Raw genomic sequence first — 24,859 nt, 5'->3', positions numbered from 1 at the left:
GTGTTTTCCCTGAAATATTGAACAATCACTCAATAAGTCGAGGTAGAGTGGGAAAAGGTTTAAACAGGCCTGAAGTTATTTTGGCTGGGGAGTTAGCTGAGGAGAAAGTTACTGCCCTAACAACTGGCAGGTTATCGTTAGATGACCAGTCAGTTGCCCCCTGTTGTAATTATTGCACAGGAAGAATAGGGCTCTTTTTACTCGGTATTTTGCAAGGCTTGACGATCCAAGGTGGGCGCAAAAATCTGATAGCTATAACCTTGCTTTTCTCCCAACAAATTAGTGATATCTATCCCTTGGAGCGATTGGGACAATACTGGTAAAGCACAACGCGACCAGTAATCATCCAGGCTACTGATCATAACTAATAACTCAGTAAATGGGTTAGGTCTGACAATAAATCCGGCGGCCCCTAACGCATAAAGTTGACCCATATGCTGCTCGTTTTTTACGCTGCTCAAAATGACCACCGGAAGTCTGCGGGTGGTAAGGGTTGCTTTTAGCCGACTTAAACATTCTACTGCTTTTTGAGAGTCCCTGCCTACCGCCAACAGGATCACACTAGGCAAAGGAAATGCGCTGCGGTTGGCATATTTACCGCTACCAGCAAGATATTTGACCAACGCAGCAGCGCCCTGGACCACTACTAGCGTGCTAGCCACGCCGCTTTTGACAAAAGCAAGCTGAACGAGTGCGCAATTTTCTGCATCACTCTCTATCATCAAAAATACCGGAGGACGGACACTTCCTGAGTTCATTTTATCTCCTGTTTAAGTCACAATTCATGTTGCTAGGCACCAACCGTGTTTCTTTATCCTGAATTATAACTTTATTTTATGGTGATCACCCATCTCAGACGGTTCGACCTTGTTACCTACCAGTAACTTAACTAAACCGCTAACGTCCGGATCCACCTGCCATACTTCAGCTTCAACCAGATCGAAGCGCATCATTTTCAAAGACTTATCTTGTTTACCGTATTCATACCAAGCAGCCACCTGTTTCGACCAGTACTTATCTATGATGCTACGATCGGTTTCTTCAGTTAAGGTGCCTTGAATGCAGGCGAATACCTTGTGATCTTTACTGGTAAATTGGGCCGTTGCTTGCCCACCACTGGCGATTCGGTTAGAAGTGGTAGTGTAAAACCAAAAGCAGCCATCGGCATCTTTATCTAGTTGAGCTCGCATGGGTTCACTATGAGGTGAGCCGCCATTTAGCGCAATCATTAAATAAGGGCTTTTGGCCATGGCTTGCCACATATGTGTTCGGATACTATTTGACATTAACTTTACTCCTTAACTGGATTGGAGCAGCGTGCAGACCCTGAAGCTTTGTTGCTGGCACGGACTAGGCTGCTAATTCTCAACTATTACTGCAGTTGACATGCCAGATATATCAACTTAGCCTAAACCTAATCCGCATCAGGCCTAGACAACTTTCTATACCTGGGACTGACCGTTCTGGGTGAGAAAAAAATTCACACTTTAGATAAGAATTTCCTTAGGACAAGGCTGGGGAACTAACACAAGGTTAGCTCATAGATAGACCACGGGCATTAACTGAATAATGAAAATTAAACAGGCGCTAAGCATAAATCTTTCTAACAAAAGAACGTAGCCTAACGGCAAAGGATAACTGTGGAGCCAGGGCACAACAAAATCATAAAGGGATTTATTGCTGGCACTTTTATCACCCTTATTAACAGTATGTTGTATCCTAAAGGCAATCCTAGCTAAGAGTATTTCATTTATATGTTTGATCTCCATGCAATTTATCGCGGTGTTGCTCAGCCAACGGCTGTCATACTTTTTAGTTTCACCTTAAGTGCTTGTGTCAGCCCCCCTGATAGCCATTTTGCCGGGCACGTTGCTGTTCCTTCAGTCAGCCAGATCCAGCAGGTTGATGATTTATCCGCAGCCATCAGGCAAGCTCAAGCGTTGCCCCTGTCATCTACCTTAGTGGTGTTTGATATAGATGACACCTTGCTGACGGCGACTGAGTTTTTTGGGAGCGATAAATGGTACGACTGGCAGCGGGGGCGTGCCCTTAGCCCACAAAAAAAGGTTTTGGCTACGGCCCCTGGTGACAAAGTGAATTGCCTATTCGATACCTTAGGTATGGTGTTTGAAATAGCCACCAACCAACCCACCCAAGAGAATATGGCGGAATTGGTAAATGGGTTGAGCAACGATCTCGTCATATTAACCGCCCGTTCCGGTGCTTATCGTGCGGCAACTATGCGCGAGCTGGCCCGCAACAAACTGGATATCAAACGCAAGGCATTGACCCCACCTGACATGGCGTATCATTATGCTTTTAGCCATGGTGGGCGCACCGCAAATGTGAGTTATGTAGATGGTGTATTTATGGTCCAGGGTATGGATAAAGGGGTATTGTTATTGGACTTGCTAGTACGTACCGGTCGGCAATACGATGCAGTGGTTTTTGTAGATGATAAAACTAACAATATTAATAATATGGCAAACGCATTAAAAGACGCAGGCATAGATTTTTACGGTTTTCATTATACTCGGGTCGATAAAACGGTGACAGTTCAAGATGTGGCACAAGCACAAGCTGCCGCCGCGGCACTTGATGTTTTACTCCATGAGCATTTTGCAGATCGCGCTACGTTAATAGAAAACAAGCAGTGTGCTTATTAAACATCAATTTTCCACGTCGTCACTATAGATACGTAGTACCTAACAGATGCATGTTCCGGATATCTGCAACGTCGAACAATTTGGCAAGAATTGTGCGTAGCCACTGGGGCTTCGAAAATCAGTTGCACTGGGTATCTGATGGTGCGATGAGTGAAGGTGATTGTCAGATATATCGTGATGAAGCCACCCACAAATTGATCTTGTCCAGCGAGTTGCCCTTAATAAACTCAAACGAAAAACGATACGTGAGGCCTGTATAAAACGCAAACAGAGATTGGCCACGATGGCCTCCCGTTACTGACAGAAGATCTTTACTGCTTAAATTATAAACATGCCCTTACATTCACCTTGTAACTAAACTGATGATAATAGGCAATCGGTACTCCTGTATTCGCGTAACGGATACGTATAAAAAATTTGCATTGTATACGTATACATTTTGATTTAACATTTGCATAACAATAAAGTATTTACCTTTGTTATCTTTATATCAGTTGAGGCAACTATGAGAACTACATTTAAAAAGAAAACTAACCATATAGCCGCAGCCATCTTAGGGTGCGCGGTAAGTGTGACGCCAATTGCTAATGCAAATGTTGGCGACTCATCAATTAAAGGTCACGTTATCCTGGCTGGTAAATCGGCTAACGAAGGCGTGAATATCACCATTATTAATGTTGATAACGGCAATAAAATAAACGCCACCACCAATCCAAACGGGAATTATACATTAACGGGTTTGAAGCCTGGCAACTACCGTATTCAATTAGGTGATTCGACCCGTCAAAGTGATATTTTCAATATTCAGGTTGGTCAATCAAAAGTAATGGATTTAGATGATTCTGTTACATCTAGAAGTGATGAAAACATTGAAGTCATTAGCGTAGTCGCGAATTCGAACACTTTTGATGTGAGTTCTGAAGTCGGCACTAATGTCTCCGCAATGCAAATACAACGTTTACCGCAAATAAATCGTAACTTTTTGGCCTTTGCCGACCAAGCACCTGGAGTTAACTTAAGCGTTAGCCAGGCTGATGGCAGTATTAACGTCAGAAGCGGCGCGCAGACAGCAAGTGCAGTAAATGTGTTTATTGATGGTATCGGACAAAAAGATTATGTGTTGAAAAGTGGTATATCAGGGCAGGATAGCAGTCGGGGCAACCCTTTCCCACAAACAGCGATTGGCGAATATCGTATCATTTCGTCCAACTACAAAGCCGAGTTTGATCAAGTTTCCAGTGCGGCCATTACTGCGGTGACTAAATCAGGCACCAATGAATTACATGGTGGGGTTTTCTATGATTACACGGACTCAGATTTACGTGCGAAGACGCCGACCGAAGAAAGTAACAACGAGAAAGCAGACAGTAAACAGGAGCAATTTGGATTTTGGCTGGCAGGCCCGCTCATTAAAGATAAATTACATTATTTTGCTACCTATGAGCGTAAACAGAATGATGATTTACGCGAAGTGATCGTAGAACGACAAGACTTGATTGATAACTATCCGCAGTTATTACAGGACGCTATCGCTCAAAACGTCGGTGCGACTACGGCTCGATTTGAAGAGGATTTATTTTTTGGTAAATTAGACTGGAACATCGACGATGATCAAAATTTATCTGCCACAGTCAAATATCGTGATGAAGTTGAAGTAACCGGTATCGGGGGGGTGAACACCCAGGAGTATGGCACGGACAAAGAAAATGATGATTTACGTTTGACGGTAAATCATCAATATTGGGGCGATTCTTGGTCAAATAATATTGCGCTTACCTATGAAGACGCGGTATGGAGCCCTCACGCAAGAACCTCTGGGTTGGGTGCCAAATATTTGATCGGTACCGATGACCAAACGTCTGGTTCAATTATAAATCTGGGCGCTGGTCCTGATTTTCAAGAAAAAGGCCAAAAAGGTTGGTCGATCAAAGATGATATTACTTTCACTGACATCATTTGGCATGGCGAACATACCGTGAAGATGGGTTTTACTTATAAAGCGGTTGAATTGACGGCTATTGAGAAAAATCCTGCCAATCCACAAGTATACTATGTACTCGATGCCACCAATGTATCAGAAGATGACACCACTACCATTATGACGGCTGTACCATACAAAGTAGAGTACGGTGAAGCACTTGACTCAATAGGCAACGGGGCCGCGGTATCGAAAAATAAACAGTTTGGTTTATATATTCAGGATGATTGGGCGCTTAATGACCGTCTGGAGCTGAATATTGGTCTTCGTTTGAGTTATGAAGATTCGCCTCTTTATACTGATTATCATACACCTGAAGATGTGGTGAGTGCGGTATCCAATTGGCCAAATATCGAAAACACCGATTATGATATTAATGATTATATTAGTACTGGCAACGAACGCAGCGGCAACGATGTGCAGTGGGAGCCACGTATCGGTTTTTCTTATTTACTTACCCAAGACTCCATGCATTTATTGTTTGGCGGGTATGGACGTTCATACGACAGAAACCGTTTTGACAATCTTCAATTAGAAACCACTAAAGGGACCTTCCCCAAACGTACGGTTAACTTTTCAGGTGATCATTTACAGCCTTGTAATGCGCCTTGCATTCCTTTTAGTGAAGACTTTCTAACTACGCTTGATCAGCCAACTGCAACAGGTAGCAGAGAGGTGTTTATGTTAAATAACGACCTTAAGCAACCTTACGCGGATCAATACAGCATTGGTGTACGTAGTACGTTTGAGGATTTTAGTACAGAGGTTGGCTTTACTCGAGTGGAAACACGTGACGGCTTCATGTACCAAATCGGTAACCGTCGTGCTGATGGAACCTTTTTCGCCCCTGGTGCAACCTGGGGAGTTCCTTGGGGGGATGATATCCCTGGCGACGGCTTGAGCAACTTATTACTGGGTAATAATGGTTTGGAATCGGACCGAGATTCATGGCACCTTAAGCTAACCAAAGCCCATACACAAAATACCAATTGGGGAGGGGCGTTAACTTACACCTACTCTGACGCAACCGAAAACCGTGAATTCGGTGAAATATTTGCATTAGATTACCCTGACATCGATGGCTTTGGAACTAATCCTTCTGCGGGCATCAGTGATCATGTACTGGTGGCTAGCCTGACCTATGATCTTCCCTGGGAAATTCAAATGGCGACAAAACTCACGCTAAAATCAGCGGCACCATTTTACGGTACGGATTGCAGAGCGGGTTGGTCAGACTGTAAATATTCTATTGGCTACCAAGACGAAAGAAGTGTTTTAGTTGGCAACTGGGCGTACCGACAAGTTGATATGTCTTTGTCTAAAGACATTGATGTTGGATTAGGTGCTATGTATGTACGTTTAGATGTATTGAATCTGCTTAATACCAAAAACTACGGTGTTTCAGATAGCTGGTTTGGTGGTGCGGGGGAAGAGCTTCCTGCAAGTAATGGTGCCCACAATGGCCAAATTGTAGGGCCTACTCGGACCCTGAAATTATCGATAGGTTATGACTTCTAGGCAGTACACAACCCAAAAATGCCGTTAGTAAAGCGCTTAAACGGCACTTTATTTATTTTTCAAGCCTAACGGATTAGTTAGGCTTGTTGTTTTATGGAGCTGAAAGTCCAAATGAGAGTTTTAAAAAATCATCCTTTTTTTGTAAGTATGTTTGTTTTGTCAGTATGGATGATTGCCAACATTTCTACTGCCACTGTTTCACCTGTGTTAAACGGACAGGCCTATGATCAACACGTAGAGCTAGATTGGCACAAAACACAAAAAAATGACGATACCTATAAAATATATGTCTCGGTGGCGGGCCAAAAATGGCAGCTACGTCATACGACTCAGGCCACGGCCTTGCTGGATTTTGTGGGCGAATTAGGCAGTAATCTGTCGTTAAAGTACAAATTAACTCAACTACAAGGTGATGAAGAAGTTGAATTGGATCAAATTAGTTTAGCTACACAGACCTTCTCAGACGAAGAATTGTTAGAGATGGTTCAAGCTTATACATTTCGCTATTTTTGGCCTGACGACAAAACCGCTACAGGATGGGCGAAAGAGCGTATTCCCAATGGTGATGGAAATATTGTCACCTCCGGAGGGACGGGTTTTGGCATTTTAGCACTCATTACGGGAGCCGAACGGGGGTGGGCAACACGTGAGCTAATCGTACAACAATTACTTAGATTAACTCGTTCATTGAAACAAGCCGAAACCTTTCACGGTATGTGGGCACATTGGTATAAAGATGGAGACGTATTTCATTTCAGCCAATATGATGATGGTGGCGATATTGTTGAATCGGCGTTTTTAATCCAAGGCCTGCTGACAGCCCGGCAATACTTTTCCCACGATAACGAGGCAGAAAAACAGCTACGAACCGATATAACACAACTTTGGCAGGACATGCAGTGGGATTGGTACACCCGTTATGAACTGGGAAAAGCCGAAAACGTCTTAACCTGGCACTGGTCTAAAAATTATGGTTGGAAAATGAATCACCGTATTCGCGGCTATAACGAGGCATTAATTGTTTATATATTGGCGGCGTCGTCTCCGACCCATAGTGTTGAGGCTGACGTTTACCACCAGGGCTGGGCTGCAGGTGAAACTGGTCATAACACCTTTGAAAATGGTGAAGAATTCTATGGTTACCCGCTCCCATTAGGGCCATCCAAAGAATTAGGTGGGCCGTTGTTTTTTGCTCACTACTCTTATCTCAGCTTAGATCCTAGAGATTTAAACGACCGTTATGCTGATTATTGGCAGCAAAATAAAAATCATAGCTTAATCAATCGAGCTTATGCGATTGAGAACACAAAAGACTGGCAAGGTTATGGCGAGGACTTTTGGGGAATAACCGCTGGCGATATGCTACCTGAGGGCTATATGGCTCACTCTCCAGGTGAAAAAGACCGAGGCACAATACATCCGACCGCCGCACTTTCATCAATGCCATATACGCCTAATGAGTCGATTAAGGTTCTTAGGAATTTGTATTACCAACATGGCAAAGAAGCGTTTGGCATGATGGGATTCTATGATGCTATCAATTTATCTATTAGTGACGATACTTCGCGACAGGTCAGAAAAACCTACCTAGCCATAGATCAGGGACCTATTGTGGCCATGATAGAAAATTATCGCTCCGGACTATTATGGGATCATTTTATGCGAGATCCTGATGTTCAACGTGGCTTAGCAAAATTGGGATTCACTGTAGACAGTAAATTAGCCCAATAACCCATTCTTTTTACTCAATTATAAGTAGCAGATAATTTCATGAAAAAATATTTATTGGCAACAGCCCTGATTAGCAATTTAGCCCTAACGGGTTGTAATTCAGTGACCGAACCTTCGCTTATCATTGCCGAAAAACCAAATACTCAACCATCTATTTCGCAAACTATCTGGAACGACGATAAAGCGCAAATGGATACATTTATTGCTGAGTTAATGGCTAAAATGAGCCTCGAAGAAAAGATTGGCCAAATGACGCTTTTCTCGAGTGATTGGGATGTGACAGGTCCGTCACTTCGAAGCGATTACCAAGAGAAAATCAAGGAAGGTAAAGTAGGAGCGGTGTTTAATGCCTTTACCGCAAAATACACTAAACAATTACAGAAAATAGCGGTTGAAGAGACCCGTTTAGGTATCCCACTATTATTCGGATACGACGTGATACATGGTCATCGCACAATTTTCCCCATTTCTTTAGGTGAATCGGCCAGTTGGGATCTTGAAGCGATTCAGTTGTCAGCAAAAGTTGCTGCTGCTGAAGCGTCAGCTGAAGGTATCCATTGGACGTTTGCGCCTATGGTTGACGTTGCTCGAGATCCTCGTTGGGGCAGAATTTCCGAGGGTTCGGGTGAAGATGTCTATTTAACCACTGCAATTGCACGGGCTCGAGTGAAAGGTTTCCAAGGCGATGACTTATCAAAACCAGATACCATTCTAGCAACGGCTAAGCATTTCGCAGCCTATGGACAATCCCAGGCTGGCAGAGATTATCACACCACGGATATGTCGGATCGTGAATTACGCGACACCTACCTACCGCCGTTTAAAGCAGCGGTTGATGCTGGCGTCGCTAGCTTTATGACATCTTTCAATGAACTAAATGGTGTGCCCGCCTCAGCAAACGAATACTTACTTAATGATATTTTGCGTGACGAATGGCGCTTTGAGGGCTTTGTGGTGACCGACTACACCTCTATCAATGAAATGGTTCATCACGGCTTTGCTCGGGATGATGAACATGCCGGAGAGCTTGCAGTCAAAGCAGGTGTTGATATGGATATGCAAGGCTCAGTGTATTTTGAATATTTGGCCAATCAAGTCAAACAAGGCTTAGTCTCGCAACAACAGATAGACAACGCAGCCCGTCGCGTACTTGAAATGAAATATCGTTTAGGTTTGTTTGAAGACCCTTATCGCTATTCAAATGAAAAACGAGAAGCACAGGAAATCTATAAGCAAGATAACTTGCAAGCGGCTCAAGACGTAGCGCGTAAATCAATGGTTTTACTGAAAAATGAAAACCAGCAATTACCGTTAAGTAAAAGTGGTTTAACTATAGCGGTAATTGGGCCATTAGCCGACAGCAAAGAAGATCTGATTGGTAGCTGGTCTGCCGCTGGTGATCGACATGAAAAACCCATCACGCTTTTGTCAGGGATTAAAGCTAAAGTCGCCGACCCATCTAAAGTCCTTTACGCCAAAGGAGCGAGTTATGAGTTTAATAACCAAGGTAATCCCGGATTTGAACAGGCCATTGCCATAGCCAAAAAAGCCGATGTCATAGTACTGGCCATGGGTGAAAAATGGGATATGACGGGTGAAGCAACAAGTCGTACTAGCCTGGATTTTCCAGGTAATCAGCACGCACTTATGCAACAGTTGAAAAAACTGGCTAAGCCCATGGTGTTGGTATTAATGAATGGTCGCCCCATGACGATTGAATGGGCGGACCAAAATGTGGATGCTATATTGGAAGCTTGGTACCCCGGTACGATGGGCGGACCCGCCATCGCAGATGTACTGTTTGGTGACTATAATCCTTCTGGCAAATTGCCCGTTACTTTTCCACGTAACGTGGGGCAAATTCCCTTATATTACAACATGAAAAATACCGGTCGCCCCTATAGCAAAGACAACAAAGAACAGAAGTATGTATCACGTTATATAGATTCGGTTAATACGCCACTTTATCATTTTGGCCACGGTTTAAGTTACACCACGTTTAACTACTCTACTATCAGCATAGATAAACCGGTGATGTCGGCAAAAGAGACCCTCACTGCCAGCGTAGATATTACTAACACGGGCAACTATGACGGGGAAGAGGTGGTGCAATTGTATATTCACGATCGCGTCGGATCGGTAACACGGCCGGTCAAACAGTTAAAAGGCTTTAAGAAAATAGGGTTAAAACAAGGTGAAATGAAAAAGGTAAGTTTTACTATTAGCGCCAAAGATTTAGCCTTTCATCGCCAGGATATGAGTTTTGGTGCGGAGGCGGGTGAGTTTGACTTATATATCGGCACTAGCTCTGATAACGTTCAAAGCAGTGAATTTAGGTTGACTGAAAGTAGCGATTTATAAATGAGTTCACCATACGGCTAATGGCTAACCTAGGCTTATTTTTTAATACAAAACTGGCATTACGCCAATTAAGACTTGGTAAGGACAGCAATGAGTTGTTGAGTGTTAATCACTGTTTATAATCTGATAAATAATCGCTAATCCAGCGTCTGATTATGCATTTAATTAGAAGTAGCCGTATAAAAATGGATGGTAATAGGGCCCTTAGCATTGTTAAGAGCCCTGTTAGAAAAGTTGCATACAAAGTCTTTAGCTCATTGTAGTTCTATAATATGGTGAATAAATGTTTTTAATAAATATCCTGCCAAATAGCCATTCCTCTTTATGAAAATCATGTCTTACACTTCATTACTGAATGAGCCAGAATTGCCTTTTTGGCGTTTATCTAGTGTTTATTTTTTTAACTGTTTGATTTTAGGTCTGATTTTACCCTATTGGGGGATTTATTTAGATTCAATTGGTCTTACAAGTAGTGAGATAGGGATCAGTAGTAGTTTGTTATTAACTTCCACCATTGTCGCTCCGTTTTTTTGGGAGCGGTTGAATTATAAAGTCCAAAGTTCGATAAAAGTTATCAAAATTGGAATTTTATTATCTTTTTTTTGTTCATTCGTTCTATTTAAATTAGATAGTTTTCTTGCAACATCATTATTTATTTTTGTCTTGAGTTTTTGTTGGCAAGGGATCAATCCGTTGATGGAGTCATTAACTCTTTCACATTTGGGCAGGCTATCTCACCATTATGGCCACATCAGATTGTGGGGGTCTATAGGTTTTGCGCTGTCGGTATCAGGTTTAGGCTTGGCATTCGAGTTCATTTCTATTGATAATTTCCCGTTGATCCTTGCCTGTTTTATGTTGTTGATGCTGATTAGCATTCAAACAGTGCCGGGCAAGACATATGCTGACAAACAAACCCAAACAATTGGACTTATAAGAGCAATAAAAGACAGTGGTAGTGTGGGCTTGTTTGTCGCTATTTTTTTTGCACAAATTAGTCAGGGGGCCTATATCGGTTTCTTTAGTTTGTATTTATATGAACATGGTATTGGGATGGGGATAACCGGAAATTTGTGGGCCGTTGCGGTTATCGCGGAAGTCATTATGTTTTTATTTGTTTATCGATTAATTTTAAAACTTGGTGCAGATAAACTTTTACTCATAAGTCTTTTTATTACAGCTGTCAGATGGTTAGTTGTCGGATTATATGTGGAATTATTACCGGTATTATTTATAGCTCAACTATTGCATGCATTTACTTATAGTGCGACACATTCGGCGGTACTGGAATTAATCAGACAACAATTTACTGAAAAAGATCAAGATAGAGGGGTGGTTATTTATTTTACTGTTTGTTTAGGGGGAGGGACAGCCATAGGTTCGATACTGAGTGGCTATTCATGGCAACAGGGTTCGTCGAGAACCTTTGTTTTTTCTGCCTGTATTGCCGGGCTTGCTGTTTTGATAGCCAGTTTTTGGGTTAGAAAAAGAAACACTGGAATAGGAAAATACGAGCAGTGAGATGGTCATGTTTAATATAAGGTCACCACTTTATTTAAACTCTTTGCATCGAGATGTACTTTCTCGGCATACAAGTTTATGTGGCAAAATAGATAGTTTACTAACAGGTGTTTTTTTCTCAATCAAGTCTATTAAAGTTGTCATGGATAACTCGCCAATTTCATCCATTGGTTGCGCAACAGTTGTTAACGGCGGATTACAAAATGGTGCTAAGGATATATCGTCAACACTGATCACTGAAATATCCTGAGGGACTTTATAACCGATTTTAGACAGTATATGCAGTACGCCAATTGACATTAAATCACCAAAGCTAAAAATAGCTGAAATATCAGGGAAATCTGACACTATTTGTTTGGCCGCTTGAGCTCCTGTTTCTGGAGAGTATTCTGCATAATAGACTAATTTGGGATCGTAATTAATATTCGCTTCCTGTAATGCTAACTTGTACCCTTCTAAGCGCTCAGTACAACTGCGAAGATTTTTAGTTCCGCTAATAACCGCAATGCGTGTGTGACCCAGCGCCAATAAATGTGATGTCGCTAATTTTCCAATGGCAATATTGTCTACTCCCACCCGGTAAATATCTTCATTTTCAACCAGTTCTGATGAGCTGACTACCGGAGGGATATTTAGATTAAAATTCAAATCAAAAGGAAGTCTTTGCGAGTTAATTATAATACCGTCAGCTTGTTTAGATTGAACCATCTTTGCGTAGGATTGTTCTCTTTCTGGAGAGTCCTGAGTATCGCCTAATAGTACGGAATAACCCCGGGAGTTTGCGGTTTTCTCCATCGAACGCACTACAGGAGAAAAATAAGGATTGGTAATATCGGGTACCAGTACAACGATATTATAAGTACGGCCTTGTTTTAAACTTGCACCCAAACGACTAGGGGTAAAGCCAAGATTGTTCGCCGCTGTCATCACTTTATCGCGGGTTTTTTTTGAAACTTTATCCGGCTCTCTAAACGCTCTAGAAACTGTTGCATTGCTGACACCTGCTATTAAAGCTATGTCATTTACATTTAATTTAGTCACAAATTATTCATCTACTAAAACTGACCTGTTCTTAGGCACTATAACATTTGGCCCCATGTGATTCACTAATTCATATACAACATAACTGCAAATTCACGCCGTATTTGTGGGCTTATTGATATTTATTTTAAACTTAGGTCTCGCAAAATTTGCTTATTCCCATGCCAGAAAAAAGAAGAATTGAGGTGTGTTTCCCCAAGTCACTTAATGGCAATGATTTGTTGGCCAATACTGCTGTGTAATGCACAAAGCTTTTCTTAAGGGGCTGCTTTTTTTGCTGCTAAGAAATGGGGGGAAACCGAAAAATATATGGTTTGAAATGACCGAAACAGTGCTCATGATCAATGTTGTTCAGGTGGTACATTGGTTGCTGCATTGAAAAACTAGGCTGCAAATGTGCGCTGGATGATTTTGGCAGTGATCTGTCACCTGTTGCCTATTTAAAATCAGTTTCTATGGATTGTTTAAGAATAGATGGATAGTTAGTAAAAGATATTAATACGCATAAACTTGATTTTGCTAAATCTGTGCCTTTAGCTTCGATGGATATACCTGACTAACCTGAGCGCGATCCATTTTTTACATTCACTTTTGTGCCATCTATCACTAACAGGTTTTTACTAATCAGTAACTTTGTTATCTGCTCAGGCATTAATGGCTTGGAAAAAACAAATCCCTGAAAGGTCGAACAACCTAAGGCTAATAATTTATCCACTTCTTCTAAGGCTTCGACTCCTTCGGCTAATATATCGATATCAAATACTTTGCACATCGCGATAATGGCCTCTACCACTTTGGCTTTCTTGGTGTCTTTATGGATGTCTTTGATAAACTGGCGATCGATTTTCACCCTCTTTACCGGGTAGGTTGTTAATTTGGATAAGCCTGAGTAGCCCACGCCAAAATCGTCAAGTGTAATACAAAACCCCCAATTAGCTAGGTAACGTACTGTCTCTACTGCTGTTTTTGCGTTAATAGTTCTGGCTGATTCGGTTAATTCGAGTTCCAAGGCTTGGGGCTGGATCTTGTATTTGACGATGGAATTTAATAAATGTTGGTGAAAATCTTTTTGGTCAAGATCTGCCCCAGAGATATTGATTGCCACAGGCACTGTATAGAGGCCGGCTTTACTCCAATCATCAATTTGCTTGCATACATGGTCGATTAACCATTGTGTGATTTGCACGACCAAGCCCGATTTTTCGGCAATGGGAATAAAAATAGCCGGCGATACGGTGCCTATGACTGCGCAGTCCCAACGTAATAATGCTTCCAGACCAATCAAACGCCCGTCACCATAGACTTTGGGTTGATACACTATGTGTAACTCATTATTAGCTATGGCTTCATTGAGCAGAATATTGATCTCTTCATATTCTATAAAGCGCTGAAAACTGGAGTTTTCGTAAAAATTAAGAGGGTTTTTACTGGAATCCGCTGCATACAGGGCGTTGTTGATCAACTTTTCAGGCATCGAGTCTACTACTTCACAAAAGGACACCCCAACTTTGATGACCAGGGGAATGTCCTGGGATTTAATGGTGAATACTTTGGGTACAGACTCTACAAAATTTTCGATAAGTTTTTGCATTTGAACAACCGGCAGGTCTGTGACGGCTATGGTTAAATAACTAGGCTCAATGGCTGCGGTTAAACACTCGATACTGGTTTTGGTATCCCAAAGTCCGGCCAATTTTTGAATGATTTGCGGTATATAATGCGAGCCGTATTTATGTTCAATAAACTGGGTATTGTCAATTTTCAGGACAATTAGTGATAGCGTTTCTCGGTGCTCATTCAAGATCATCGTTAGCTTGTTTTCAAGCCATAAGCGATTGGGTAAACCCGTTGTTTCATTGTAATTCTTATGACGGTTCATAACCTGAGTTTGCGCAGCCAAGGTTTTATGTAATAGCGCCTTGGCCGTCACATCTTGAATGGTTACAAGAAAGTAGCTGTCATCAGGTGTCATCCGTCGGGTTATTTTAAGTGCCTTCATTCTGCCGGCCACTGTTCGATTAACGATCACTTCGTTGAGTTCTGCGGAGAGCTCACAAAACAAGGTAGATAAACAAACAGGGGAGGGCAGTTGGCTAAATTGACATTCCAGCAAGTTTTCTGCCGCTTGATTCATTTCGGTAATACAGTCGTCTCCGGTGACGATTAACTTGGCAATTTCCGTATCCAAAAATAAGCTGCGATAAAGATTGTTTTGGCGTTTCAGGCGTGTATTTTGTGCAGAAATCTGTGCGTTTAAACGTTTTGCGGCGACACTCGCTCGTGCCACTGCCAGGGGCACACAGATATTAAAAAACAGAAAAACCAGGCTATGTAGATAAACTTCGGAATATTCCAAGTCTAGTTGAAAGTTGAAATATTGACCTAAATGCAGGCCCTGCAACAAACCCATAAAAGGCAGGATGTTTATCAACATACAATATATACCGATTCGAAGGCCAAGTAAGATAAAGGCAACTAAGGGTAAGGAATACATAAAAATAGGACCTAACATCGCCAGTTCAGGATCTTTAATGAAGATGTTAATGCAGATTGCAGCAGCAATGATAGACACCAATAAACTATATGCACTAAGCCGGTAATGTGTTTTAGAAAGCCATATCTGAATACCCGTCACCGCATAAAATCCACTGGTTAATGCCAATACATAATAGAGTTGCAGATTGAGTGCGCTAAAAGAGCTGTGTATGGCAATGACTAAACATAACAGAAAACTGGTAACCAAAATGATCCGCAAGGCACTCACACGCCACCTTTCTACGGGGTGTTCGTTTTCACATGAATCAGCCAGCAGAAGATAATGAAAAAATTCAATTTTAAGGTCTGTAAACATTGTCTACCGTTCTATTGTGGATCGCGATCCGTGCGATGCCAGCTTTAGGTGATTGCTCATAGTATTATGTGGGTAAAATAAATCATAGAATTAAATTTGTTATCGTACTGTAAAATATGGTTTTTTTAGGTTTTTCAGGATGTGTTTTTATCCGTTGTCTTAGTTTTAAACTGTGGGCACGAATCCAGCCAATTGTTTGTCATGCCTAAAAGGAAAGTCGAGTTTTAAAAAGATAATCAAAATTAGCCTTTTGCTCTTTCAGGGGGTTACCGTTTCTGCATGAGTGTAATTTTCGGCCCGCACTTGCCAAGGCGGATTGGGCATGTTTATTATTTTTATCGAGTAAAATTTTTACTGTCTGAAGTGGCTTATGGTAGATAACACTCCGCATTCGAAGAACCAATGAAAAATACTTTCACCGCGCTGGCCATACTGATGAGTTTTGCCCATGTTTTTTTGCGGCTATATTGACCCAGGAGCAGTAAGCTCCAGTATCGGTCATAGTTTCTGCCAATTTAATTAGATAAAATCGAATGAGCGCATTGAGGACTTAAGCATGATTTGACGCCTCAGGGAAAATAAGTGGCAGATTGCCCGGGTATTAAGTTTTGGGCCTCACAGCTAGCCTCTAGCCTGAATAATTCGCGAGTTTTTGCTTTTATATTCAACAAGATGTTTGAATAATAAGCAGTCACTCATTATTTGTAAAACTTCGCTTGCGCTGACTGCAGTGCTTGTATATATTCCTTGCATCGGACGCGGGATGGAGCAGTCTGGTAGCTCGTCGGGCTCATAACCCGAAGGTCGTAGGTTCAAATCCTGCTCCCGCAACCAACCAAATACACAGCTCGAAATATTAATTGTTATAGGCATTTAATATCTCGGGCTTTTTTGTATGTGTTGTTCAAGGTTAGCCCTCGGGCTCGCTCTTTATAGCCACAAAGGTCGTAGGTTCAAATCCTGATCCCGCAACCACATAGCTCAACCCAGTCATTTGACTGGGTTGAGTTGTTTCTGGCACTAGACCCATATAATCTGCGCAGAGGTCTGCACTAATATTTCCCACGTCCCCATGAACGACATTTTATAGATAAGATTGCGCATTAACGCTGCGGCTTCAACCTCTCGAAAGTTAAGTGTAAATCGATGGTAAAGCATGACTAATGATCTGGACAGGATAGCGATAACCCGTGTACGTTTTAGTAGTTTTAATACTTGGATTATCCTACAGTTACCGGTGCATTCGATAAGTTGACAGTATCATTCTGACTCCACATATACTTTCTTTAACTATCTGCTAGTCTTAATTATGAACAATAATTATTTTTAGTAATTATTTTCTAAAGTGATCAGATGATCGAATCTGATTAGTGAAATAATTTGGGAATTTGAGAAGGCTAAATTATCTCACTCCAATTTTTTTCACATTAAAGAGGCAAGGATCATGGCTAAAAATTATGATATTAAACCCGCAGCAGTTAATTTTAGAACTAAGCGCAATATTGTAAGAGTAAGCGTTCCAGCCAAGGACTATTACGACCTTGGGCGCATACAGGATATTCAAAAAGACATTCTTGGAGAGCTTGGATGTATGGCGTGTTGTTCGGGTTGGGACATTCGTTTTGATATGCAACGAAATTTCATCATTAACAAATAAAAGCAATATTTCCCCCGAAACTGGAATAATACCTTGGATGCATTAGGTGTCGGGATTATTTACTTCCCCGGCTTGGAAGCGATTCTAAAAGCCGGAGAAGACTTGATTGATATTGTCGAATTTGAGCCAGCAACGATCTGGTACAGAAGAAGCGATGGCCGCTTTCACGTCAACCAGCAGGCCCTGAAATATATTGCACGCCTGCCGTTTCATAAACTGATACATGGTGTTGGTTTTCCTGTCGGTGGTACAATTCCTCCAGACAAAAATTCTTTTGAACCCTTCAGAGAAGTCGCTGCTAAACTCAAACCTGAGTTTGTAAGTGAGCATCTTAGCTTCAACAAAGTTCATGTAGGTCAAAAAGTTGCGGATACCGGTTTTTTGTTGCCCCCCTTACAGACCGGCGATGGCGTCAAACAGTCAGTTTCAAATATTCGCCTATTCAAACAGGAAGTGAAACTGCCTTTCGCTTTCGAAACACCCGCAAATTACCTGAAGCCAGTTCAGGGTGAAATGAGCGACGGTGAGTTTTTCGCAACAATAGCTGAGCAGTCTGATTGCGGAATTTTACTCGACTTACATAATCTGTGGTGTAACCAACTCAATGGTCGTCAGGACTTGATGGATGTGATCGACAGTTTACCGCTTGAACGAGTGTGGGAAGTGCATATTGCAGGAGGTGAGTGGCTGGATGGCTATTGGCTTGATGGCCACAGTGACCTGATTCCTGAGCCGCTAAAAGAGATCGCTAGTGCAGTAATACCGCGTCTGATTAACCTCAAGGCTTTTAATTTTGAAATTATGCCCGAATACCTGCAGGCCAAACAGCTATCGGTTGATGACATCCTACGAGAACTGGAATTCATGAAAAAAATATGGCGTGCATCAAAAAAAACATATTTTAATAGTCGCCAAATACAAGCCCAAACCCAAACAGTTGCTTGCCCATCTATTTCCCCAGCACAATGGGAGGAATCTTTAATGAATTCAATCATGCAAAGTGGTGAAAGAGGTTGTAATCAACAGTTCTCTTCCGACCAAGGTGTGAAAATATACCAACAGTTGATAGAGAAAATTCGTGCCGGGATGTTTGCATCAACATTGACCCTGACATTCAGATATCTTCTATTAAAACTCGGTGAAGAGAAAACAATGGCCACAGTGAAAAAATTCTGGCGAAGTACCACGCCAAATTTGTTTTCATCTGAAGAAGCCGCAAGTCTGGCAGACTTCCTGCTGTCCCAAAATTTGGGTATTCCTCATCTTGATGATGTAATGAAATATGAAATTGCACATCACAAGGCGCGGATAGAAGATCGGTCACAGACGATCATGCTAGGATTCAAACCGGACTCAATGTTTCCGTCGCTTGGTCAGGGTAAGCTGCCGACCAATATTATACGGGGCGTTTACCAGATTAATATTACCGTGTAGATATTGGCGACTTAAATGAAAAACGCGAGGGGTTCTTGACTCATTGTGGCATTATCCCCCTGTGTCAGTTTCATTAAGTCGTCTCAATTGAAAATATATTCAGAAGCCGCCGCTTCCAAATCAGTTTACGATCAACCTCGCTAAGATTAGCCTCATCACCAGCTAGCACATACTATTGTTATGGGGATATTTGAAGACGAAAAATTTGTTCACATTTTTAAGCCTCTCCTCGCGTCGTCCTGTGGAAAATAGGGCTGCATGCCAGTTAAATAAACGGTTTTTTGATACTTAACATTGTATTTTCCAATACTCCCAAGTTCGATCATGACAGCAATCTACCTCACTTATATCGAGCAACAACTCTCGATATTTTAAAGGGTATATTGTTAGTATTGCGCTCCCGCAACCAACCAAATATAGAGCCCGAAACGTTGACTCTGATTAACTTTTCGGGCTTTTTTGTATCGGCTGTACTTGCTGTATTCGTCCTGGCTCGCTTATTTTAATTCAGCTCGTCATCCACCCAGAATTTGGTACCCTTGATCGTAGCCTGGAGTACTAATCCACTCGTGGTAAAGGTATATACTGTTACATTCCCAAAATAAGCCTCTCCCTCAACAGACACGCCTTTATCACTGGCCTTGGCCGCTGCATCAGCATTACCCCCGAACATCCAGCCCGAGTTGATAAAACGGTTTATCGCCTCTGGTTTGTGAAACACTATGATGATGCGGTAGTCCTTCACGCCCAGACCAAAACCAACCCCACCTTCAGCCATATTCATATAGGTGTGTTTAGCTTGGTTTTGGTCCCATACCACGCCAGAACCGGTCCCTGCTGATATGACCAACAGGTTGATGTTTGCATTAGCAAAAACGGCATATCCCGGCGCGGCTTGTAACTGGCTGCGGACATCTGGTCGTTTTTCAAATAGTTGCTCAAGTGCGGATTCTTTCATTTGTAAAATAGCCGCGCGCTTGTCTGTTAGCGAGCCATCCCCCATGGAGGCGCAAGACAAAAGCAACATGCTAAACAGCGAAATTATCAGAGTTTTTAAGTACACGACGGTGAACTCCATTTAGTAAAGTATATAAAGTTTAGTGTACAAAATTAATTAAGGTAGTCAGGCCTAGAAAGAAAGCGTGAAAGGGTTGATGGGCGGCTCAACAAGCGCTTCTACTGACCTGATTTAGTTTGTTGATATTTCAAACGTATGACGCACAACGTTGTTGGGGCGCATTATAAAGCCAACCAAAGCGGAGTTAAGTACTAAGGTGCACAACTGAGCTCAATAGCTATGTTAGTTTACTAAGCGCTAATTCTGGTGCCGATAAGTTTAGCGCTTTTAAAATCCTGATAGACTGTTGATCAGATCTGCCATGTATTGGGATGTCATATAGGTGAGGTGCTGTTTGTTTATATGTCATAGACGTTTGAATAAAATAAAGATGACAGGCTATTTAAAATTGAGCCCAGATATTCATCATTTCTCGTAATGATGAGGCCCCATGACCAACATGACTGAAGATCTGCGCGCTTTAACCAAAAAATGTGGGATCAATATTTTCAGGGGCATTTTTAACAAATGTCCACGTACAAACATGACAAAACGTGCAAATTTGTTCCATCTTGTATCGATGAGATCATGATTGGGCATAAGTGCAGCCAATATAATATTATCGATAAAAATCCGGTTAAATTTTGAAAGTACTGAGTGTTCGGTTTCTTTCATTAACCGGTCCAGACGTTTGCTATGAAACAATTGATCGGTAATACATAAGGCATAATGCCACTCTTTACTAAAGTCTAAAGACGTCGCTAATGCGTTAATCTCAATCAGGTTATTATTTCTTTCATAATCTGCTAGCAATAAATGAATATCTACTATATCTCTGAAACTTTTTTCGTAATCCTCATTGTAAAACAAATGCACAATACAGTGCATAATAATCATTTCCGCACTCAATGTCCGTTTACCCTGTGGAGTAACACTATTATGGGTAAATAACACGGTTTCTGGGATAACAACCCCGGTAATAGGCGGGATAATAGTATGGTGAACATCTAGTGTTGCCCCACGCTCTGGGTGGGTAAATGGGGGAAGTTCATGGGCCCACTTGCGATAATACTGCACATCATAATCATCTAGTGTTTTTTCAATCCAGCCATCTTTTTTCAAGGCGTTTTCAACTTTATGCAAGTCAGTTTTAGGCACTAAGATGTCAATATCACTCATTACCCGGCCAAAGTGATTACTGGATTTATTTAAGACGTATGCAGCCCCTTTCAAAAAAACAGGTTTACAATTTATCTTGCGCAAACATTGTTGTAAGGCATGTGTTTCCGTATTGATTTGCTGAACCTGTCGGTCGGCGTAGCGTTTAGCGGATTGCAGATGTTTAAGGGCAAATGGGGGCACGCTGGTTAACTGCTGATTAGTTTCTAGAAAGTAATAGAAGGAGCCGAGCATATCGGCCCCACGCAACACTCTTAGCAGTTGCTCCCACGTTTTATCATTGAACGCTTCTAGCGATGCTGGGCAAGAAAAAATACGCAAAAATTGTAGTTGATTGATACCGCTGTGCATTAACTCACCAAGTCATCCAGAAATTCACCTAAACCCTCGTAATTTGAATAACGAATATTATAAAGCTGACAGTTATCTATGACCTTTTTAAGGGTATTAAAACCATCGGTCCCTAATACGTTGTAATTAAACGCATGGTGCACTAAACGTGAAAATCCCGCGGTTTGTGACAAATTTTCAATCTCAAGGGGCTGATTAATTTGATATTTAGGAAACACAACCGCAACCACTTCAGCATCGTCTAACTTGTCATACTGTGCCCGGGACATGAGTTTTACGTGGGCAATATCACCCTTATGCGTGCCATGGGCGGTGGGTGACATTACTGCTTCTGGAACTAGCTGTTTGATGACTTCAATTGACTTGTTTTTCAACGAAGACGGCCTGTGCATAGGGCGTACTCGTTGAGTTCGTAAATTAATGATCGCCATTTCATCTGAATAAACCTGCCAGCCCCGTAATCCAAAATAGGTGGCTAACGTACTTTTACCTGAACCCGGTTGAGCGGGACAAATGATGGCTTTGCCATTTTTCACAATTACCGAAGAGTGAATAAGTAAATGATTAAAATCAAAAGACGCAATACACCAATTCAGCCCCCATTCTAAAGAAGGTAGCAATAAGCTTTTTTTAATCGGGTGAAAGGGGTGCTGATTATCAATATAAATACACACTTGAGGTTTGATGATACGCCGAAGCAAGGAGGTGTTTTTGATAGTTAAATGAAAATCGATTGGTTTGTCGGCATGCAATCCCACACTTTGATCATACAAGGCATGTAAACTCGGTAGAATAAAAGAAGGGCACTGCTCGATACCAAACCGATAGAGTCCTAAGTCTAGTATCGCGTTCACAAACTCTCAGTTATAAAATGATTTTCCAAGAGTTGTTGTTTTAACACATTCAATGACTCATTACCCGTACAAGCCGTGTCAAAAAATTCTATCTCAAAAGTGCCGTCAGCACGACGGCATTGCTCAAAAGAAGACAAATTAAATTGAATGCAAGACGTTGAAAAATCTTCAGTAGAAAAAAACACCAGGCCACTTAAGTCAGCAGCGATATGACAAAGCATATCGTCTGCTAATTTAACTTTTGGAAAATTATTAACAAGTAGCACTTGGCAGTCGATCAGAAGATGTTGAACCGTCTGTAAAACTGGATGTTAGCTGATCGTAATCAGTCGGAACGGAATTATTATTATTAACGTATAAGACCCCCCAAACATGCTGCACCATTTCTTGGGCACTGTTAAAAGGAGAAATATCGCCATAAAAGCCGAAATAGGCATTCAAATAATAGGCTGCCAGATTCCATATCCCGCCACTATTCTCTAAGGCCTCTTTAATATTCAACTCAGCAAAAGGAATAGTGCCAGTACCGTCAGACAGCACGACAGGTTGCATCCTAGCTATCTCGCTACGAACACTACAATAAGCCGCATCGAGGTCGTCAAATTTAGACAGACTAAACATCTCTCTGACTTTGTTATGTTCGAGCTGCTCCTCATCCTTAACTTTTTTGGCTTGTCCGTTATTACTTTGAGTAGTAGCTACATTATTCTCAGTAGTATCTACGAATACTTTCCAGCTGCCTGGTGAACGGCCACCTTTGACTAAAGGGATAATACACACGGGATCGGCACCGCGTGAACCACCGGACAAACCGGAGGCATTACAGGCCCCCCAGACAGAATGGGCAGGTAAGGTTGTTATAACTACGCCAGCAGACGTTTTAATCAAAAACTTACGTCTACTTGAGGAGCCAGACTCCTGCTGTTCAACTACCTTGCTACCATTTGAATCTTTCATTGCGTTATCTACCCTGAATTTAGTCAAACTATTTTGTTATGAATACAAAAATTGCGCCAATTTGTAACTTATTGATTTTTAATGTAAAAATATGATATCTATTTACTGTTTGTAAAATAAGCTGACAACTTAAGCTTTATCTTGCAAAATAATACTAAGTATATGGCGTCCACATTATGGTAGCACACTCTAGCAGTTGTCTTATAAATAGCTAACATATGTCTCCCAATTACCAAAATCAGCGGTCCAGTTAACCTATTCAATCAGATTATATAAGCCCCAGGTAATTTGGCAAAGATAGTTATATTTAGCAGTGTCTTTAACTTGGACATTACGTGACAGCCGTTTGCTCTTGCTGAAAAATGTCATTTAAGTGTGTTTGCTTAATAGTTTTGCGGCGCGGACGTCAAGCGTCAGGGCATTAAGTTTATTTTAAACAACCAATCTATGCCTATATCTTGCTTATACCGTTCGTGTTGCCAGAGCCGGCGAAATACCCATGGCTTTCGTGGCGGGCCACAATACCGCCAGTTGGCCTATCAGTAATAGCAACAACATGCCCAGTGGTAAATAAGCCACATTCAGGGGGACTAAAGCGTAAAAATGCACCAAGCTCATATTCAATCCTATACTGAGTAATGATCCAAGCATCACCCCGATTGTGGACAGCAACAGGTTCTCCATCAAAAAATAAAACATAATATTGGTCTTGCTGGCGCCTAAAGCGCGCCTTATACCTATTTGTCGGCGCCTTTTTTGGATGTTGTAACTGGCCAGGCCGGCTATACCCATGGCGGTAACCAGGGTGAGTACTGCCATAACGACTAACAATATGCTGACGGTAGCGATATCTGGTGCATAAATATCTCGTTTGGCGGCTTCGATACTGTGCACTTTGCGGATCACCCGCCGGGGATTACTCTGACTCAAAGTGAAAACCAAGTTTTGCATCAATTCGTCCCGTCGCCCAATCTGGGTGCGAATAACATAACGGGCAGAATTCAAGATCACCCGGGCAGGGGAGATCATGCTGTTTTCCACATATGGCCATTCCACCCAAGGGGCGTGCAGGCGGGCGACTATGCCTTTGATTACCAGTGGGGTAGTTGTATTGACGTAGATAGTATTTCCTAGCGCTTGTTGCCAGTTATCTGCGCCAAACAAGGCACTGGCCGTTGCTTGGCTAAGGATCACCTGTGCAGGCCATTGTGTGTCAGATTCGCCTAACCATAGGGATTCTTGCGGGCTGAAGTTTTCACCGGCCACCAGAGATAAATCAAAGGTGTTAATACCGTGCTCATCAAATTTATAACCAGCCGTGGGTACCTTGTTCACTGTATCCCCTGCACTGGTCTGTAATTCATACCAGTTGCCATTGCCAGTTAATGGCAACGAGTTGGTTTGCACCGCATCAATGACACCTGGGGTCTGGCGTATCAGGCGCAGGTCTTCTTCTATGCTGACCCTGGGGTTAAAATCTGGGGTGAATCCTGAGCTGGTTAGGTAAAAGCTGTTGGCTTCGTCTATGCCACTACTGCGACCAATGTGCTCATAGCGTTCCCAGCAAATAGCGATGCCGTTGGTGACTATCGCCATGGTGATGGCAATTTGCACGATAACCAACATAGCACTGTATTTGCTGCGAACGGCGGCTCTTACCATGGGGCCAATCGACAATGTGGACAAGGACAATTTTTGCATAC

Annotated in this window: 17 protein-coding genes and 1 tRNA gene; 8 read left to right on the top strand and 10 right to left on the bottom strand. The window is 42.0% G+C overall.

The genetic code is table 11. The annotated features are described in order from the left end of the window. Window positions 1-197: 197 nt before the first annotated feature. The gene (locus AC3RV5_RS13745; protein WP_489728196.1) at window positions 198-758 is read right to left on the bottom strand and encodes a response regulator; all 561 of its coding nucleotides are present in this window, start codon (window positions 756-758) and stop codon (window positions 198-200) included. Between the two features lie 63 nt (window positions 759-821). Beyond that, entirely contained in the window at window positions 822-1,286 is a 465-nt protein-coding gene (locus AC3RV5_RS13740; RefSeq protein ID WP_489728195.1) for a pyridoxamine 5'-phosphate oxidase family protein, read from the bottom strand. Between the two features lie 468 nt (window positions 1,287-1,754). Between AC3RV5_RS13740 and AC3RV5_RS13735 the strand changes: the two genes are divergently transcribed. From AC3RV5_RS13735 to AC3RV5_RS13715, 5 genes are all read left to right on the top strand, one after another. Next, window positions 1,755-2,666: a DUF2608 domain-containing protein gene (locus AC3RV5_RS13735; protein ID WP_489728194.1), complete on the top strand. Its 912-nt coding sequence runs from the start codon at window positions 1,755-1,757 to the stop codon at window positions 2,664-2,666. A 505-nt stretch (window positions 2,667-3,171) separates the two neighbouring features. Beyond that, entirely contained in the window at window positions 3,172-6,162 is a 2,991-nt protein-coding gene (locus tag AC3RV5_RS13730) for a TonB-dependent receptor domain-containing protein (RefSeq protein WP_489728193.1), read from the top strand. A gap of 111 nt (window positions 6,163-6,273) precedes the next feature. Beyond that, window positions 6,274-7,893 (top strand): glucoamylase family protein, encoded by a 1,620-nt coding sequence (locus tag AC3RV5_RS13725; RefSeq protein ID WP_489728192.1) that lies wholly within the window; start codon window positions 6,274-6,276, stop codon window positions 7,891-7,893. A gap of 39 nt (window positions 7,894-7,932) precedes the next feature. Further along, on the top strand, window positions 7,933-10,254 hold the full coding sequence (gene bglX / locus AC3RV5_RS13720; protein WP_489728191.1) for a beta-glucosidase BglX: 2,322 nt from the start codon (window positions 7,933-7,935) through the stop codon (window positions 10,252-10,254). A gap of 324 nt (window positions 10,255-10,578) precedes the next feature. Then, complete coding sequence (locus AC3RV5_RS13715) at window positions 10,579-11,775, top strand: MFS transporter (protein WP_489728190.1); 1,197 nt, start codon at window positions 10,579-10,581, stop codon at window positions 11,773-11,775. A gap of 30 nt (window positions 11,776-11,805) precedes the next feature. Here the strand turns inward: AC3RV5_RS13715 and AC3RV5_RS13710 are convergent, their stop codons facing one another. Then, window positions 11,806-12,816 carry a LacI family DNA-binding transcriptional regulator gene (locus AC3RV5_RS13710; RefSeq protein ID WP_489728189.1) on the bottom strand — a complete coding sequence of 337 codons (1,011 nt, stop codon included), beginning with the start codon at window positions 12,814-12,816 and terminating at the stop codon, window positions 11,806-11,808. A 556-nt stretch (window positions 12,817-13,372) separates the two neighbouring features. Then, entirely contained in the window at window positions 13,373-15,667 is a 2,295-nt protein-coding gene (locus AC3RV5_RS13705; protein ID WP_489728188.1) for a putative bifunctional diguanylate cyclase/phosphodiesterase, read from the bottom strand. Between the two features lie 757 nt (window positions 15,668-16,424). On the opposite strand from AC3RV5_RS13705, the gene AC3RV5_RS13700 reads away from it, so the two are divergent. The 3 genes from AC3RV5_RS13700 to AC3RV5_RS13690 all read left to right on the top strand — a co-directional run bounded on the left by AC3RV5_RS13700 (window position 16,425) and on the right by AC3RV5_RS13690 (window position 18,758). Then, window positions 16,425-16,501: transfer RNA gene (locus AC3RV5_RS13700), tRNA-Met, on the top strand. 610 nt (window positions 16,502-17,111) lie between these two features. Continuing rightward, on the top strand, window positions 17,112-17,324 hold the full coding sequence (locus tag AC3RV5_RS13695) for a hypothetical protein (RefSeq protein ID WP_489728187.1): 213 nt from the start codon (window positions 17,112-17,114) through the stop codon (window positions 17,322-17,324). A 33-nt stretch (window positions 17,325-17,357) separates the two neighbouring features. After that, window positions 17,358-18,758, top strand: coding sequence for an MbnB/TglH/ChrH family RiPP precursor modification enzyme (locus AC3RV5_RS13690; RefSeq protein ID WP_489728186.1), 1,401 nt, complete (start codon window positions 17,358-17,360; stop codon window positions 18,756-18,758). A 502-nt stretch (window positions 18,759-19,260) separates the two neighbouring features. On the opposite strand, the gene AC3RV5_RS13685 is transcribed toward AC3RV5_RS13690, so the two are convergent. From AC3RV5_RS13685 to AC3RV5_RS13660, 6 genes are all read right to left on the bottom strand, one after another. Then, window positions 19,261-19,836 (bottom strand): lipid-binding SYLF domain-containing protein, encoded by a 576-nt coding sequence (locus AC3RV5_RS13685; protein WP_489728185.1) that lies wholly within the window; start codon window positions 19,834-19,836, stop codon window positions 19,261-19,263. Between the two features lie 405 nt (window positions 19,837-20,241). Next, window positions 20,242-21,345: a nucleotidyltransferase domain-containing protein gene (locus AC3RV5_RS13680; protein ID WP_489728184.1), complete on the bottom strand. Its 1,104-nt coding sequence runs from the start codon at window positions 21,343-21,345 to the stop codon at window positions 20,242-20,244. Next, the gene (locus tag AC3RV5_RS13675) at window positions 21,345-22,199 is read right to left on the bottom strand and encodes an HprK-related kinase A (protein ID WP_489728183.1); all 855 of its coding nucleotides are present in this window, start codon (window positions 22,197-22,199) and stop codon (window positions 21,345-21,347) included. Before AC3RV5_RS13675 ends, AC3RV5_RS13680 begins: the two co-directional genes overlap by 1 nt. Next, entirely contained in the window at window positions 22,196-22,465 is a 270-nt protein-coding gene (locus tag AC3RV5_RS13670; RefSeq protein ID WP_489728182.1) for a hypothetical protein, read from the bottom strand. The genes AC3RV5_RS13675 and AC3RV5_RS13670 overlap by 4 nt, the downstream gene beginning before the upstream one ends. Further along, window positions 22,452-23,156, bottom strand: a complete 705-nt coding sequence (locus AC3RV5_RS13665; protein ID WP_489728181.1) for a hypothetical protein — start codon at window positions 23,154-23,156, stop codon at window positions 22,452-22,454. The genes AC3RV5_RS13670 and AC3RV5_RS13665 overlap by 14 nt, the downstream gene beginning before the upstream one ends. A gap of 462 nt (window positions 23,157-23,618) precedes the next feature. Beyond that, on the bottom strand, window positions 23,619-24,857 hold the full coding sequence (locus AC3RV5_RS13660) for an ABC transporter permease (protein WP_489728180.1): 1,239 nt from the start codon (window positions 24,855-24,857) through the stop codon (window positions 23,619-23,621). Between the last annotated feature and the right edge of the window lie 2 nt (window positions 24,858-24,859).

Source organism: Paraglaciecola sp. IT1134, assembly GCF_058068185.1.
The sequence above is the reverse complement of the archived record's forward strand: the minus strand, read 5'-3'. Positions and strand labels throughout refer to the sequence as shown.

Bases quoted from the DNA above. Each gene is read 5' to 3' on its own strand.
- AC3RV5_RS13745 (WP_489728196.1), bottom strand. From the start codon at position 758: ATGAACTCAGGAAGTGTCCGTCCTCCGGTATTTTTGATGATAGAGAGT.
- AC3RV5_RS13740 (WP_489728195.1), bottom strand. From the start codon at position 1,286: ATGTCAAATAGTATCCGAACACATATGTGGCAAGCCATGGCCAAAAGC.
- AC3RV5_RS13735 (WP_489728194.1), top strand. From the start codon at position 1,755: ATGTTTGATCTCCATGCAATTTATCGCGGTGTTGCTCAGCCAACGGCT.
- AC3RV5_RS13730 (WP_489728193.1), top strand. From the start codon at position 3,172: ATGAGAACTACATTTAAAAAGAAAACTAACCATATAGCCGCAGCCATC.
- AC3RV5_RS13725 (WP_489728192.1), top strand. From the start codon at position 6,274: ATGAGAGTTTTAAAAAATCATCCTTTTTTTGTAAGTATGTTTGTTTTG.
- bglX (WP_489728191.1), top strand. From the start codon at position 7,933: ATGAAAAAATATTTATTGGCAACAGCCCTGATTAGCAATTTAGCCCTA.
- AC3RV5_RS13715 (WP_489728190.1), top strand. From the start codon at position 10,579: ATGAAAATCATGTCTTACACTTCATTACTGAATGAGCCAGAATTGCCT.
- AC3RV5_RS13705 (WP_489728188.1), bottom strand. From the start codon at position 15,667: ATGTTTACAGACCTTAAAATTGAATTTTTTCATTATCTTCTGCTGGCT.
- AC3RV5_RS13695 (WP_489728187.1), top strand. From the start codon at position 17,112: ATGGCTAAAAATTATGATATTAAACCCGCAGCAGTTAATTTTAGAACT.
- AC3RV5_RS13685 (WP_489728185.1), bottom strand. From the start codon at position 19,836: ATGGAGTTCACCGTCGTGTACTTAAAAACTCTGATAATTTCGCTGTTT.
- AC3RV5_RS13680 (WP_489728184.1), bottom strand. From the start codon at position 21,345: ATGCACAGCGGTATCAATCAACTACAATTTTTGCGTATTTTTTCTTGC.
- AC3RV5_RS13665 (WP_489728181.1), bottom strand. From the start codon at position 23,156: ATGAAAGATTCAAATGGTAGCAAGGTAGTTGAACAGCAGGAGTCTGGC.
- AC3RV5_RS13660 (WP_489728180.1), bottom strand. From the start codon at position 24,857: ATGCAAAAATTGTCCTTGTCCACATTGTCGATTGGCCCCATGGTAAGA.